The sequence below is a fragment of the Collinsella aerofaciens genome (genome assembly GCF_964283865.1).
Classification (GTDB): Bacteria; Actinomycetota; Coriobacteriia; order Coriobacteriales; family Coriobacteriaceae; genus Collinsella.
In genome coordinates this window covers 14,104-27,420 of record NZ_CAXYLS010000023.1, presented here as the reverse complement: position 1 = coordinate 27,420, position 13,317 = coordinate 14,104, and the positions used below count along the sequence as shown (strand labels likewise).

Below are 13,317 nucleotides of genomic sequence, written 5' to 3'. Positions count from 1 at the left end.
CTGATCCGGTCCGACCGGGCCGCGCGGCAAGGAGATATATTGCCAGACCGGAGGGGCGCCGGGGGCGGGAATCTGGGCGTACACATTTCCTACACAAATGAGGATGGACCCTCTCCGTGAGAGCCTAAAAAGAACAGGGCCGGGGCTCCCCTATTAGAGCGGCCGTTCGGTTTTCCAACGGTTAAGCTTCGGCCGCATTAATGGCTGTATACCCATTAGAAATGGGACATAGCAGCGTTAACGAGTTCAAAAACGATTAGTCCAATAAGAGCCGCTGCGGCAAACTTGATGGCATTCGCAAGCTGTGGATGCTCATAAGCCCAGCCCGTCCTCGTTTCTTTGCTGTCCGCCTTCTTTCCGTCCAAGAAGTCGGATATCTCTTGATACGTCACCAAATCATTCTTCTTCTTGATATGTTCCGCTGCAAGCGCGCAGCACATTGCGCCAGCACCAAAGACGACTGCCAACACCATCGTCGGAACGCACTGGACCATCCCCCACCCGTGGTTTTGTTGCCACATGAGCCAGGCCATAGAGACGGTAAACGCAAGAAGCGCAGCCAACATCCCCGCACCCAAGCGATAGAGCGTGCCCCTATCGCGTTCAACCCTTTCTCTAATTATTGAAATATCGCCTTTAACAAGCTCGTCAATCGTTACATCCAGTTGTTCAGACAGCAGTAGGAGACTCTGGATGTCGGGGTACGTTTTACCGCGCTCCCAATTACTGATGGTCTGACGTGTTACAAAAATGCGCCTTGCAAGATCCTCCTGGGACAAACCAACATCGAGTCGATACTGTTTAAGGTGTTTTGGCAGCTGCATGGCGTTCCCTTCGAATGCATCTCAACTCTTATTGGGCGGCTACACAACAGAAGCCGGCAAGCAAAGCGTAATCCCAAAATCAAACCCATACGGATGGCTGCGCGTAGATTAGAGTGTCAAAAATCTTTGACACATACGCTACCTGCTCTTTCTTGCAACTCGGACGCTATCGAATTGATCGGTTTGGCTACGTCCCAAATCGATCGCATCCCAAATCAATCAAAAAGGGGCGCTTCCGGATTGGAAGCGCCCCTTTAAGATGCAAGAAGCAATTAAGCCTCGAGAGCCTTCTTGGCGATGGTAGCCAGCTCGTTGAAGGACTCGATGTCCTCGTAAGCCATCTGAGCCAGGACCTTGCGGTCGAGCTCAATGCCAGCAACCTTCAGGCCGTGCATGAACTGAGAGTAAGAAATGTCGTTCAGGCGAGCGGCGGCGTTGATACGGGTGATCCAGAGAGAACGGATCTCACGCTTCTTGTTGCGGCGATCACGATACTGGTACTGCAGGGAGTGCTGGACCTGCTCTTTAGCATGCTTGTAAGTACGCGAAGCGGCACCGTAGTAACCCTTCGCACGGTGCATAACGGTACGGCGCTTCTTCTTGGCGGCAACAGCGCGCTTAATACGTGCCATGTTCTATCAACTCCTAGACGGTAAAACGAAAAACGGGAACGCGAACTTAGGCGAGACGCGACTTGATGACCTTGCGGTCGGCAGCGGCGATCTCGGTCTCCTGACGGAAGCCACGCTTACGCTTGGTGGACTTCTTGCTCAGGATGTGGCTCTTGAAAGCCTTGGCGCGCATAAGCTTGCCGGTACCAGTCTTGCGGAAACGCTTCTTGGTGCCGCTGTGGGACTTCATCTTAGGCATGAAATACTCCTTAATCGGTTACAGAACACTAGTTACTTGCTATCGCTTGCCGCTTTATCCTCATCGAAGGCGCCCTTAATCGGGGCGAGCAGCATAAGCATGTTACGGCCTTCCATCTTAGGCTTGGACTCGACCGTAGCGTAAGGCTTGAGATCCTCGGCGAGACGCTCGAGAACGTTAAGACCCTGCTCCGGGTGAGCCATCTCACGGCCGCGGAACATGATGGTGATCTTAACGCGTGCGCCCTTCTTGAGGAAACGCAGAACGTGGCCCTTCTTGGTCTCGTAATCGCCAACGTCAATCTTGGGTCGGAACTTCATTTCCTTGACCTCGACCTTGGACTGGTTCTTACGAGCGGCCTTGGCCTTCATGGCCTGCTGGTACTTGAACTTACCGTAGTCCATGACCTTGCAGACCGGCGGCTCCGCGTTGGGAGCGATCTCGACCAGGTCGAGACCCTGATCGTCAGCGACGCGCTGGGCATCGCGGATGGCGAACAGGCCGAGCTGAGAGCCATCGACGCCAATCAAACGGCACGAAGATGCAGTGATCTCGTCGTTGATGCGGGTGTCATCAGACTTAGCTATTTTCCCTACCTCCATTCATAAAAAAATAACCCGGCGCTTCTTTGCAACCAGGTCGTACACATAGACATCCTCAATATGAGGAAGGGAATCTAAGTTGTATGACCAGTCAGCTGCTCATTGGCGCCAAAAGGTGGGAACCCTCGGGTTCCTCTTTAGGGCATTGCGGGAACAACGCCTTGCGAATAATAACACGTACCGCGCGTTATCACATTACGTACACGAAAAAGGGGGCCTTGACCCCCTTGGACGCTCACTTGCATGTATGGTGCCCGAGGCGAGACTCGAAGGGCCTTCGCTTCGCGAAGCCCCGGGCTTCGGGCGCACGGCGCCCTCGCCACGCTCCGCTACAAACAGGCCACAGGCCTGTTTGCTTAACGCTCCGCGCGCTCACGCGAGTTCGGCACGAAAAAGGGGGCCTTGACCCCCTTTGGACGCTCACTTGCATGTATGGTGCCCGAGGCGAGACTCGAACTCGCACGTTGTTGCCAACGGTGGATTTTGAGTCCACTGCGTCTGCCAATTCCGCCACTCGGGCACGCAATGCGTGAGTTAGTTTATCACAGCTTTCTGTTGATTAGTCCGAAAATGGAACTTCGAGCATTTCGATGAGTTCGACCGTGCGGAACATCTCGCGCCGACGGCATCCGCGACCGTCGACCGAAGCCTCACCCATCTGGTTATCGTAAGGGTCCTCGCGCATGCCGTCGAAAGAGGGCTCAAACTCTGCCTGGAATCGATTGTTGGCCACCATACGCCACGGGTCGAGATTGCCAAAGTAGTGACGGCGGCGCCACTCCTCCCCCATCCTGCGAGCAGAAGATCCAAATGACACGTCGGCGTTGAGCCAACCGGTCTGTGGCGTATAGAACTCAGCCCAATCGTGCGGCCCCACCGAATCGGGCGCAACATACAGGCCGCTCTGCCAACGGGCAGGAACGCCCGCAATGCGACACATGGTGATAAACGTGAGCGCCATAACGCCGCAATCGCCGCGGAGCGAGTGTGCACAGTCGTCGGCAATAGACCCCAAAAGCAGGTACGGTGGCTGATAGCGATAGTCGACATGCTGTGTCAGGTAATCATAGATAGCACGAGCGCGATCGAGCGGATCATCGAGCCCGTCAATAACACGCTCCGTCAACTGTCGCAGGTACGGCGTAAACACAATGTGCGGACGGTCCTCGGAAGTGTCCTCGGGCAGCGGCGTGTCCATGCACGCATGCGATGGGAGCGCGCCACCATAGATATCGCAATAGGCGGCATCGATGTGATAGCGATAGGTCACCGAGAATGAATGTTCAGTCGAAGATGTCCAAGAGACAGTACGAGCCGAAACGTTTTCAGGGGCAACGGTACCCTCCGACGTCATATCGAGAACCTCGATATGAGACTGTTGACGACAGGCGGCGGCAACGGGCAGCCACGCGCGAACAACCTCTCCCTCCTGAGCCCCGGGGACAGACACGGATGCCTTAAGCGTGATGACGCGAGTCAACCCGTTTTGCGACTCCATCTCCCTGAGCATCTGGTTACGCAGCGCTATGCCGTCCGTAGAATCGGGACGCAGGCCCGGAACCTCCTTGGGGTACACGCGCAGCGAATCGAGGAAGTTATCGAGGACAAACAGCTCGCCATCGATAAAGCGCCAGTCAATACGCTTACGATTAATCAGGTCATCAAACTGATCTTCGGTAAACTCAGGCCACTCCTCGCGAATCATCGCAATGGCCCGATCACGCGACACCGAAAAATGAAGCGGCGTCTCGAGCATGCGGTACCGCTCGGCACGAACACAAGCAGCCAGCGAAGGCTCAGGGTTCTGCTCCAAAAGGCGATCGCAGGCAGCAACAGCCTGCGTCAAATACCCGGCATCCTTAAGACGAAGAATCTCAGGCGGTAGCCCAATATCGAGATGGCGAAAATCATCACAGCAAACATCAACAGAGCAGCCAACAGGACCCTCGTCAATAACCTTCCCATCCGAAGGCAGCACATTAATAACAGCCATACCAAACTCCAAGTCACTAGAACGCTTGAAACCCATTGTAGCGAGATAAAAAGAAAGCCCCAACAAGGGAGCCATCAACACCGCTGAACGGTAGTCAAATAAATAATTCAGCCTCGTAACCCTGCGGCGTTAAACGAAGGAAGCCCCGTCCCCCGGAACTGCTTCCTTGGCGCGACTTCTGGCAAAGCCAGGTGAGCGCAAAGGAAACAGTGTAGGGGGACGGGGCTTCCGGCGGGAAGTTTAGCGACGCTTACGCCTTGTTGACGGAGCCAAACTCCTCCATGAGCTCCTTGGTGCGGGCAACGATGTTGTCGCGACCAGGCTTGAGGAGCTTGCGGGGGTCGAAGCCCTTGCCCTGCTGATCCTTGCCAGCCTCGATGTACTCGCGGACGCCCTTGGCGAAGACGAGCTGCAGGTCGGTGTTGACGTTAATCTTGGAGATGCCCAGGGAGATGGCCTTCTTGATCTGATCCTCGGGGATGCCGGTACCACCGTGCAGAACGAGGGGCAGGTCACCGGTCTGAGCCTTGATCTCGCCCAGACGCTCGAAGGAAAGGCCAGCCCAGTCGGCGGGATACACGCCGTGGATGTTGCCGATGCCGCAGGCGAGGAAGTCGACGCCCAGGTCAGCGATCTGCTTGCACTCAGCAGGATCAGCGAGCTCGCCGCTGGAGGTCACGCCGTCCTCGGTGCCGCCGATGCCGCCGACCTCGGCCTCGATGGACATGCCCTTGGAGTGGGCAAGCTCAACGAGCTCCTTGGTGCGGTCGAGGTTAAGCTGGAAGGTCTCCTCGTGAGAGCCGTCATACATGATGGACGTGAAGCCGGCCTCGATGCACTTGAAGCAGTCCTCGTAAGAACCGTGATCGAGGTGAAGGGCGACGGGAACGGTAACGCCCGTGGCCTCGACGGCAGCCTTGACCATGTCGGCGCAGACCTTGAAACCGCCCATCCACTTAGCGGCACCAGCGGTGCACTGAAGGATCAGCGGAGACTTGGCCTCCTCGGCGGCCTGGAGAATAGCCAGGGTCCACTCGAGGTTGTTGGTGTTGAAGGCACCGAGACCGTACTTGCCGGCCTCGGCCTTCTTGAGCATGTCTGCTGCGTTGACGAGCATAAAAGAAACCTCCTGTAAGGTTGCTCCGATAACGCCTGAGATTTTACCACGGCGCACCCGGGCATAAACGTTCGTTTGTTCACGAATATCGTCCAAACAGACTTTTTTGACCGTTTGCCCTACGGAATCAACCCGTTGGGGAAAAATAGCTTGACGTTTGGACGCTTCTCGTGCTTCAAAAGCCGACTATTAAGCTACATCTGCATGAAAGGGTTCTGCATGAGCTCGCGTGCCATGGTGGTCGAATCGCCATGGCCGGTTAGGCAAACGGTATCGGGCGGAAGAAGCCGGGCGAGCTTGGAGAGCGAGCGCAGAATCGCTGCCTCGTCGCCACCGGCAAGATCGGTGCGGCCGTGGCTGCCCGGGAATAGCGTGTCGCCCACAAAGGCAATGTTCCCCTGCTCGGTGGCAGCAAACAAGACGATCCCACCCGGCGTATGCCCCGGCGTCTCGATCACCTGCAGGCAGATATCGCCCACCTCGATAGCATCGCCCTCGGCGAGCAGGCGCGTCGGCTCCCCGGGGTTGGGCGTCTCAATGCCCCACATAGCTCGCTGTTCCTCGATGTTCGCATGCGGCACCGCCACATCCTTAGCACACAGCTCATACTGGCAGCCCTCGCCGACGGTGGTTCGCACGCCGGCAACACCACCAACATGATCGGCATGGCCATGAGTGCATACGGCGCCAAGCACGCGTGCGCCGGGATGCTCGGCTCGAATATGCTCCACCAAACGCTCGCCTTCCCATGCGGGGTCGATAATCACGCACTCATTGTCCGAAATAACAGCATAGCTATTGGTCTGAATGGGACCGTTTACGAGCGTCTCAATCTCGACCGATCCCTTGGGAGTTAAATCCAAGGACACAGCACTCATGTCCCTCTCCTCTCTATAGAACTCGAGGCATCAAACGATGCCTCGAGCGTAGCGAATATCAATAATGTGACACGTTCGTCGCGACTAAACGCGGCGCTTAGGCTGGGCTCCACCCTCGCCGGGCATCAGGCGGCGCGCGTCGTAGACCGAGTCGACGCTGCTGATAGAGGCCAGCAGCGGATCCAGACCACTCGCGTCCGAGATCTCGACCATAAAGCGCAGGGTTGCAATACCCTCGCGGTTGGTCGAGGTGGCGGCAGAAAGGATATTGCCGCCCGCATCGCCAATGGCAATGGTGACATCCTTGAGCAGGCCCATGCGGTCCAGGCACTCGACCACGATCTCGACCTGGAAGAGGGTGTCGGCAGCGCCGTCCCACTCCACTTCGATCATGCGCTCGGGATGCTCCATAAGACCCTTGACGTTGGGGCAGTTGGCGCGATGCACCGAAACGCCACGACCGCGCGTGATGAAACCGACGATGTCGTCGCCCGTCACCGGATTGCAGCAATGCGCCAGACGGACCAGCAGGCCGCTGTTGCTCTCGCCCTTGACGATAATGCCGTTGCTGGCGCTCTTGCCGCGCTTTTGCGGCTTGCGGTTGGAACCGCGGGCGGGCTGCTTGACGACCTCGGCAATAGCCTCGGCCTTGGAAAGCTGCTCCTCGGGCTTGGGGTCCAAGATTTGCTCGACCTTGTTACCCACAGCGCGCGGGGCAACCTTGCCGGCGCCGACGGCGGCAAACAGGTCCTCGAGCTGCTTGTAATTAAACTGCTCCGCCACGGCGTTGAGCGCACGCGTGGATCGCGGCGTAGAGATGCCGTACCCGCGCTTGCGCAGGTCCTTGGCCAGTATATCGCGGCCGGCGGCAGCGTCGTCGTCCTTGGTCGCGGCGGCAAAATAGCGGCGGATCTTTGACTTGGCCGAAGGCGTCTTGACGATCTTGAGCCAATCACGCGACGGCTTGGAGCTCTTGTTGGTCAGGATTTCAACGCGGTCGCCCGTCTTGATCTCGTGCGTGAGCGGCGCTACCGCACCGTTGATCTTGGCGCCGACGCAGTGGTTGCCGACCTCGGTGTGAACGGCGTAGGCAAAGTCGAGCGGCGTGGAGCCGGCACGAAGTGCCATGACCTCGCCCTTGGGCGTAAAGACAAAGATCTCCTGGTCGAACAGATCGACCTTCAGCGAGTGCAGGTATTCCTTGGCGTCGGTGATCTCATCAGACGCAGCCCAATCGAGCGAATGTTTGAGCCAGTTAATCTGGTCGTCCAAGCGCTGGGCATCATTGGTCTTAGACGCAGACGATCCGCCCGACTTCTTATAGAGCCAGTGGGCGGCAATACCGTACTCGGCCTGCTCGTGCATCTCGTAGGTACGAATCTGAATCTCGAGCGGACGAGCCGTGGGGCCGATAACCGTCGTGTGGAGCGACTGGTAGTTATTGACCTTGGGCATGGCGATATAGTCTTTAAAGCGCCCGGGCATGGGGTGCCACAGCGTATGCACCGCACCGAGCGTGGAGTAGCAATCGCGCACCGAATGCGTGATGACGCGCAGCGCCACCAGGTCGTAGATCTCGGAAAATTCCTTGCCCTTGCGCTTCATCTTTTGGTAGATGGACCAATAGTGCTTGGAACGGCCGTTGATCTGGAAGTCCTCCAGGCCAATGCGGTTGAGTTCGTCGGTGAGTGTCTTGATGGTCTCGGCCAGATAGCGTTCACGGACCTCGCGCGACTCCGCCACCATGCGCGCGATGCGTTGGTAGGCGTCGGGCTCAAGATAGAAGAAGGACAGGTCCTCGAGCTCCCATTTAATGGAGCTCATGCCCAGACGGTCGGCCAGGGGCGCATACACGTCCATGGTCTCGCGGGCCTTAAACAGGCGACGGTCCTCACGCAGGGCTGCAAGGGTGCGCATGTTGTGCAGACGGTCGGCAAGCTTAACGATGATGACGCGGATGTCCTTGGACATGGCGAGGAACATCTTTCGCAGCGTGAGCGCCTGTTTCTCGTCCATGCTGTCGACTTCGATGTTGGTGAGCTTGGTCACGCCATCGACGAGCTCGGCCACCGTATCGCCAAACAGGCCGGAAACATCGGCAAGCGAGGTCTCGGTATCCTCGACGGTATCGTGTAGCAGCGCGGCGCACACCACATCGCAGTCCATCTTGAGGTCGGCCAAAATGATGGCTACCTCGACGGGATGGTTGATGTACATCTCACCCGAGCGGCGCTTTTGGTTGCAGTGCTTCTCGGCAGCAAAGCAATAGGCCTGCTCCACCTTAGAAAAATCGTCCTCATTCATATATTTGAGGCACAGGCGCTCAAGCTTGTCGTAGCTGTCCGCCATAATCTCGGGTGGCAGCTCATCGGCATGCTTATAGTGCTCCATCTCCGAAAAAGGCTGGAGGGTGGAATCATGGGCGGTACGGGCTGCGGCATCCATCGAGGTCCCCTTCCCCTAGGCCCGCGGTACGATCGGGCGGTTAACTTTGGCTAGCATATCAGAAGCGCACGAATCGAGCGCCCAGCTCCGGAAAGCCGAGAACTCCATGCGCGAGCGCAAGCCCTCCAAATAGCGAATTGACCTGCTCAATTGCACGCGGCCGGGGTTTTCGGCCATCGCGATGCGACGGGTGTCGTCAAACCCCGAGACGCAACAGAAACCAAGCTCTTCGAAGATTCCCAGGCCACTTTCCACCGAGCGCTCGTCGACCGGCGTGCGAGCATCGATGGCAAGGCACATCTGCGCGATGTCGATATCGCTCGCGCTAAAGGAATCGTCCCCGGTCTTGCCGCGGTTGGAGCGCCACATGGTTTGCAGCGCGCGATAGAGCGTGACGAGCTCGTCGCGCTCGGGCGCATAGCAGTCGAGTAGGCGCTCGTTAATGCGGGCGTCGCGCGACGAATAGAGCAGGTGAATCACGGCGGGCTGGCCGTCGCGACCGGCGCGGCCACTCATCTGGTTGAACTCGATGGCGCCAAAGGGCATGTGGTAGAGCACGACATGGCGGATATCGGGCAGGTTCACGCCCTCACCAAAGGCAGAGGTCGAAACGATGCAGCTGAGGCTGCCATCTCGAAACGCCTCCTCGACGCGGCGGCGATCGGAGCGCGCAAGCCCGGCGTTATAGAACGCGATATGGGTCGCGCAGTCTGGCACGCGCTTGCGAAGCGTCTTGGCAAGCGCCACGGACTGGTCGCGCGAGTTGACGTAGATGACGGTCTTCTCCCCCGTCGCCACGATCGACACCAGGCGATTCTCGCGGCTCGCAAGGTCGCGATCATCCTCGAGCTGCAGGTTCTCGCGAACGGTCTCGTCGACCACCGTACGGGTAATCGGCAGCACGCGGGCGAGCTCGGCCACAACCGGAGCCGTTGCGGTGGCAGTCGTGGCCAGAACGACCGGATCGCCCAGGGCCTTAAGGATATCGGGCATGTCGAGATAGGCGCTGCGGTCGCCGCCCTTGGCAAGACCGGCATGGTGCGCCTCGTCAATAACGACAAATCCGATGCGCCCCGAACGCGCAAAGCGGTCGCGGTGAATGGACAGGAACTCGGGCGTCGTGAGCACGATGCCGGTGCGGCCCGAAGCCAAGCCGGCAAACACGTCATCGCGCGCCGCCTCCACGGTCTCGCCGGTCAGCACGCCTACGCCAATGCCGAGCGCAGCCATCGTCGACGAGAGGTGATAGGCCTGGTCGGCAACGAGCGCACGCAGCGGATAGACAAAGATGCTCGCACGCCCACGAAGGACCGCCTCGCGCGCGGCGTGCACATGGAAGATAAGAGACTTGCCGCGCCCCGTTCCCATAACGGCCAGAACACTTTGGTGATCGGCCAGGGCATCGAGTGCCTCGACCTGCGCGCGGTGCGGCTGGTTCGAGCCGATAAAGCTATGGATAAGCGAGCGCGTGAGCTCGGTATAAGAAAGCTGGGCGAGCGTCTCGCGTTTACGCAACTCCAGGCGCAGGCCAGAATCCGCCGGTTGTACGCCGCGACGAAGCTCACATGCCGGGTCGTCAACGCTGGGCGCCGCGGTATCGCGCACCAAGACATCTTTGATCATGAGCTTGGGTTTTACGCGACCTTGCCAATGCTCGGCCACGGCCTCGAACACCAAATCGACAGCGCTGTCGCAATTGATGAGCTTATCGATCTGCGGCACGCGGAACATAATGGCCGGCACACTCGCGGCGCCATCGGTAGCCACGAAGCGCATGTGCTCGCCGGTTTTGCCCACCACGGCGCGATCGCACATTGTCACGCCCTCGGCCGCCAACAGCGGCACCTTGTTGCCCTGGCCAAACGGCTCAAGACGGGAGATCTGCTCGATGGTCTCGATATTCAGCTCGGAGAGGTCGACGGTGGCGGCAACCTCGTCGGTGTCCTCAAAGTCCTCGGCGGGAAGTTCGGACAGCACGGCGGAAAGACGACGACGGAACTCGTCGAGCTTGGACGCCTCGATGGTCACGCCCACCGCACCCGCATGCCCGCCGCGACGAATCAGCAGATCGGAGCAGCGTTCTACGGCGTCGAACAGGTTGACCTTACCCACCGAGCGACCCGAACCGCGAGCGATACCGTCTTCGATCGAGAAGAGCAGCGCCGGCACGTGATAACGGTTGGTCAGACGGCTCGCTACGATACCCTTGACGCCCTCGTGCCAGCCCTCGCCACCCACGACGATTGCGCGTCCGCCGTCATAGGTCTTCTCAACCTTTGCCATGGCATCGCGCGTGAGCTCCGCCTCGATCTCACGGCGCTGGCGGTTGATTTCCTCGAGCTCAGCCGCCAGCGCGCTTGCTTCGATGGGATCGCGGGCAAGCAGCAGGTCGAGCGCCAGCTTGGGATCGGCCATGCGACCGGCAGCGTTTAAGCGGGGAATGAGCGAGAACGATAGGCCATCCGCCGTAATGCTCGAAAGGTCCGCCTTGGCGAGCGCGGCAAGCGCGATATAGCCGGGACGAGCGGTTACGCGCATCTGCTGGATGCCCTCGGCAACCAGCGCGCGGTTCTCGGGCGTGAGCGGCATCATGTCGGACACGGTGCCCAGCGCCGCGACCTCGATTAGCGAACGCCAATACGACGGCTTGCCCAAGCGCTCACCCAGGACTTGCACCAGCTTGAGCGCCACACCAGCACCGGCAAGTTCACGCGAGGGCCCCTCATCCTCGAGCTTGGGGTCGGTCAGGGGCACGCCCTGTGGCACCTGGTCGGACGGCTCATGGTGGTCCGTAACCACCAGATCGATTCCCAGGCTCTCCAGATAGGAAACCTCTTCCTTGGCGGCAATGCCGTTATCGACGGTCACAATCAGCTGGGGGCGAGCGAGCTCGTTAACGCGGTCGAGCGCCGCGCGCGAAAGACCGTAGCCCTCGTCAAAGCGATGCGGAATAAACGGCGTGACATCGGCGCCAAACGTGCGTAGTGCCTCGGTCAACAGACAGGTCGACGTAATACCGTCAACGTCAAAATCGCCAAAGACCGCAATGTGCTCGTGGTTGCAAATAGCACGCTCGACGCGGTCGGCAACGACCGACATGCCCGGGATAATGAGTGGGTCGGCCCAGTCGCGATCGAGCGAAGGCGTCAAAAACAGCTGACCTTCTTCGATGGATGTAATGCCGTGCGCGACCATAATACGCGCCACCAGCCCGGGAATGCCCAGGCCAGCCGAAAGCTCCTTTTCGAGCTCGGGGTTTTGCTGAGCGACCGCCCAGCGATGCGTCGTCTTAAGCGATGACATAGGCGCCCACCCCCGATAGGGGCAGGTCGCCGCGATACCTCTCACGGTTCATAGCGATGAGTCCTCTGTGTATGCCCGCTTCGGCAGGCAGATCTGTTGAACGGATTTATTATACCGTGCAGAGCAGACGCAAATCGCCGCAGCACGCCGCGGTTTCGGTAAACGATGCCGGTAATAGCCCCGAAATATTCGAGCGTTTCTGACGCACGGACGCATGCGAGCGTCTAGCATATCCATTCAAAACGGGTTCACGGGCAAAGGGAGTCACAAGCGCATATGAAGCAATGGGTTGGACTGGGCAAGTTTCTCGCGGGGCACATGCAGGTCATCGTTCCGATTTGCGTGGCACTCGGCGTGCTCTTTCACCAACAGATTGGCGTACTCAAGCCCATCGTTCCCACCTTGTTTGCCTTTATGACGTTTCAGGGTGCGCTCAGCAACACCTTTCACCAGGCAACCGAGGTGTTCCGCCGTCCGTTGCACCTAGTCTTGGCGCTGCTCGTCTCGGCGGTGCTTATTCCCATCGCGGCGTATGCCATGGGGTCACTCTTCTTTGGCTCCAACCCCAACCTTGTCTGCGGCATTGTGCTCGAATACAGCGTGCCCGTGGCCGTCACCGCTTTTATGTGGATCAGCATGTTCGGCGGCAACGGCCCGCTCGCGCTCACCATCATCCTGACGTCCTCGGTCATCTCACCTGTGACGATTCCGCTTACGCTCAAGCTCCTGCTGGGCGCCACCGTCTCGATCGACGTGCCGAGCATGATGCAGAACATGGCCTTTATGATCGCCATCCCCGCTGTGCTCGGTATTGCCATCAATGAACTCACGCGCGGCTGGGGCCACGAGAAACTCTCTCCCGTGCTCTCGCCCGCCTGCAAGTTCATGATGATGGGCGTCATCGCGTCCAACTCCACCGCTATGAGCGAGTACGTGCTACACATAAACGCGGTGCGCCTGGAAGTCGCCCTCTTTATTTTGGTCTTCGCCATCAGCGGCTTTGTCGTCGGTTTTCTGGTCGCACGTGCGCTGCATCTGCCATATAGCGAGACGACTACCATGTGCTTTACCTGCGGCATGCGCAACATCTCTTCGGGTGCCGTCATCGCCACGCAGTACTTTCCGGGCGAGGTCGTGTTCCCCGTCATGTGCGGCACGCTGTTTCAGCAGGTGCTGGCCTCGATTATCGGGCATCTCTTTGAGTGCCTAACCTGCGAGGAGCGCACCAAACAGCGCAAGCGGGTCGAAGCCGGCCGCGACGCCATGGCGCGCTAGGCTGTGCGCA

The 13,317-nt window shown here is 58.9% G+C and carries 10 protein-coding genes and 1 tRNA gene; 1 reads left to right on the top strand and 10 read right to left on the bottom strand.

The annotated features are described in order from the left end of the window. Nucleotides 1–215 precede the first annotated feature (215 nt). From ACRX4W_RS09365 to recJ, 10 genes are all read right to left on the bottom strand, one after another. Nucleotides 216–824 carry a helix-turn-helix transcriptional regulator gene (locus tag ACRX4W_RS09365; RefSeq protein WP_432300204.1) on the bottom strand — a complete coding sequence of 203 codons (609 nt, stop codon included), beginning with the start codon at nucleotides 822–824 and terminating at the stop codon, nucleotides 216–218. Between the two features lie 272 nt (nucleotides 825–1,096). After that, entirely contained in the window at nucleotides 1,097–1,456 is a 360-nt protein-coding gene (rplT, locus tag ACRX4W_RS09360; RefSeq protein WP_006234421.1) for a 50S ribosomal protein L20, read from the bottom strand. 46 nt (nucleotides 1,457–1,502) lie between these two features. Then, the gene (gene rpmI / locus ACRX4W_RS09355) at nucleotides 1,503–1,694 is read right to left on the bottom strand and encodes a 50S ribosomal protein L35 (protein ID WP_006234422.1); all 192 of its coding nucleotides are present in this window, start codon (nucleotides 1,692–1,694) and stop codon (nucleotides 1,503–1,505) included. Between the two features lie 32 nt (nucleotides 1,695–1,726). Next, complete coding sequence (gene infC, locus ACRX4W_RS09350; protein ID WP_089573296.1) at nucleotides 1,727–2,296, bottom strand: translation initiation factor IF-3; 570 nt, start codon at nucleotides 2,294–2,296, stop codon at nucleotides 1,727–1,729. Nucleotides 2,297–2,729: 433 nt separating this feature from the next. Then, a tRNA-Leu gene (locus tag ACRX4W_RS09345) sits at nucleotides 2,730–2,816 on the bottom strand. 39 nt (nucleotides 2,817–2,855) lie between these two features. Beyond that, nucleotides 2,856–4,289 carry a transglutaminase-like domain-containing protein gene (locus ACRX4W_RS09340; RefSeq protein ID WP_432300201.1) on the bottom strand — a complete coding sequence of 478 codons (1,434 nt, stop codon included), beginning with the start codon at nucleotides 4,287–4,289 and terminating at the stop codon, nucleotides 2,856–2,858. Nucleotides 4,290–4,539: 250 nt separating this feature from the next. Next, the gene (gene fba, locus ACRX4W_RS09335) at nucleotides 4,540–5,406 is read right to left on the bottom strand and encodes a class II fructose-1,6-bisphosphate aldolase (protein ID WP_035137086.1); all 867 of its coding nucleotides are present in this window, start codon (nucleotides 5,404–5,406) and stop codon (nucleotides 4,540–4,542) included. A gap of 194 nt (nucleotides 5,407–5,600) precedes the next feature. After that, nucleotides 5,601–6,284: an MBL fold metallo-hydrolase gene (locus ACRX4W_RS09330; protein WP_432300199.1), complete on the bottom strand. Its 684-nt coding sequence runs from the start codon at nucleotides 6,282–6,284 to the stop codon at nucleotides 5,601–5,603. A gap of 84 nt (nucleotides 6,285–6,368) precedes the next feature. Further along, the gene (locus ACRX4W_RS09325) at nucleotides 6,369–8,729 is read right to left on the bottom strand and encodes a RelA/SpoT family protein (protein ID WP_432300197.1); all 2,361 of its coding nucleotides are present in this window, start codon (nucleotides 8,727–8,729) and stop codon (nucleotides 6,369–6,371) included. Between the two features lie 15 nt (nucleotides 8,730–8,744). Beyond that, the gene (gene recJ / locus ACRX4W_RS09320; RefSeq protein WP_432300196.1) at nucleotides 8,745–12,032 is read right to left on the bottom strand and encodes a single-stranded-DNA-specific exonuclease RecJ; all 3,288 of its coding nucleotides are present in this window, start codon (nucleotides 12,030–12,032) and stop codon (nucleotides 8,745–8,747) included. Nucleotides 12,033–12,308: 276 nt separating this feature from the next. Here recJ and ACRX4W_RS09315 point away from each other — a divergent pair, with 276 nt between their 5' ends. Next, the gene (locus tag ACRX4W_RS09315) at nucleotides 12,309–13,307 is read left to right on the top strand and encodes a bile acid:sodium symporter family protein (protein WP_432300194.1); all 999 of its coding nucleotides are present in this window, start codon (nucleotides 12,309–12,311) and stop codon (nucleotides 13,305–13,307) included. The last annotated feature ends 10 nt before the right edge of the window (nucleotides 13,308–13,317 follow it).

Coding starts and splice junctions, on each gene's coding strand:
- ACRX4W_RS09365 (WP_432300204.1), bottom strand. CDS start 824: ATGCAGCTGCCAAAACACCTTAAACAGTATCGACTCGATGTTGGTTTG.
- rpmI (WP_006234422.1), bottom strand. CDS start 1,694: ATGCCTAAGATGAAGTCCCACAGCGGCACCAAGAAGCGTTTCCGCAAG.
- rplT (WP_006234421.1), bottom strand. CDS start 1,456: ATGGCACGTATTAAGCGCGCTGTTGCCGCCAAGAAGAAGCGCCGTACC.
- ACRX4W_RS09340 (WP_432300201.1), bottom strand. CDS start 4,289: ATGGCTGTTATTAATGTGCTGCCTTCGGATGGGAAGGTTATTGACGAG.
- ACRX4W_RS09330 (WP_432300199.1), bottom strand. CDS start 6,284: ATGAGTGCTGTGTCCTTGGATTTAACTCCCAAGGGATCGGTCGAGATT.
- recJ (WP_432300196.1), bottom strand. CDS start 12,032: ATGTCATCGCTTAAGACGACGCATCGCTGGGCGGTCGCTCAGCAAAAC.
- fba (WP_035137086.1), bottom strand. CDS start 5,406: ATGCTCGTCAACGCAGCAGACATGCTCAAGAAGGCCGAGGCCGGCAAG.
- ACRX4W_RS09325 (WP_432300197.1), bottom strand. CDS start 8,729: ATGGATGCCGCAGCCCGTACCGCCCATGATTCCACCCTCCAGCCTTTT.
- infC (WP_089573296.1), bottom strand. CDS start 2,296: ATGGAGGTAGGGAAAATAGCTAAGTCTGATGACACCCGCATCAACGAC.
- ACRX4W_RS09315 (WP_432300194.1), top strand. CDS start 12,309: ATGAAGCAATGGGTTGGACTGGGCAAGTTTCTCGCGGGGCACATGCAG.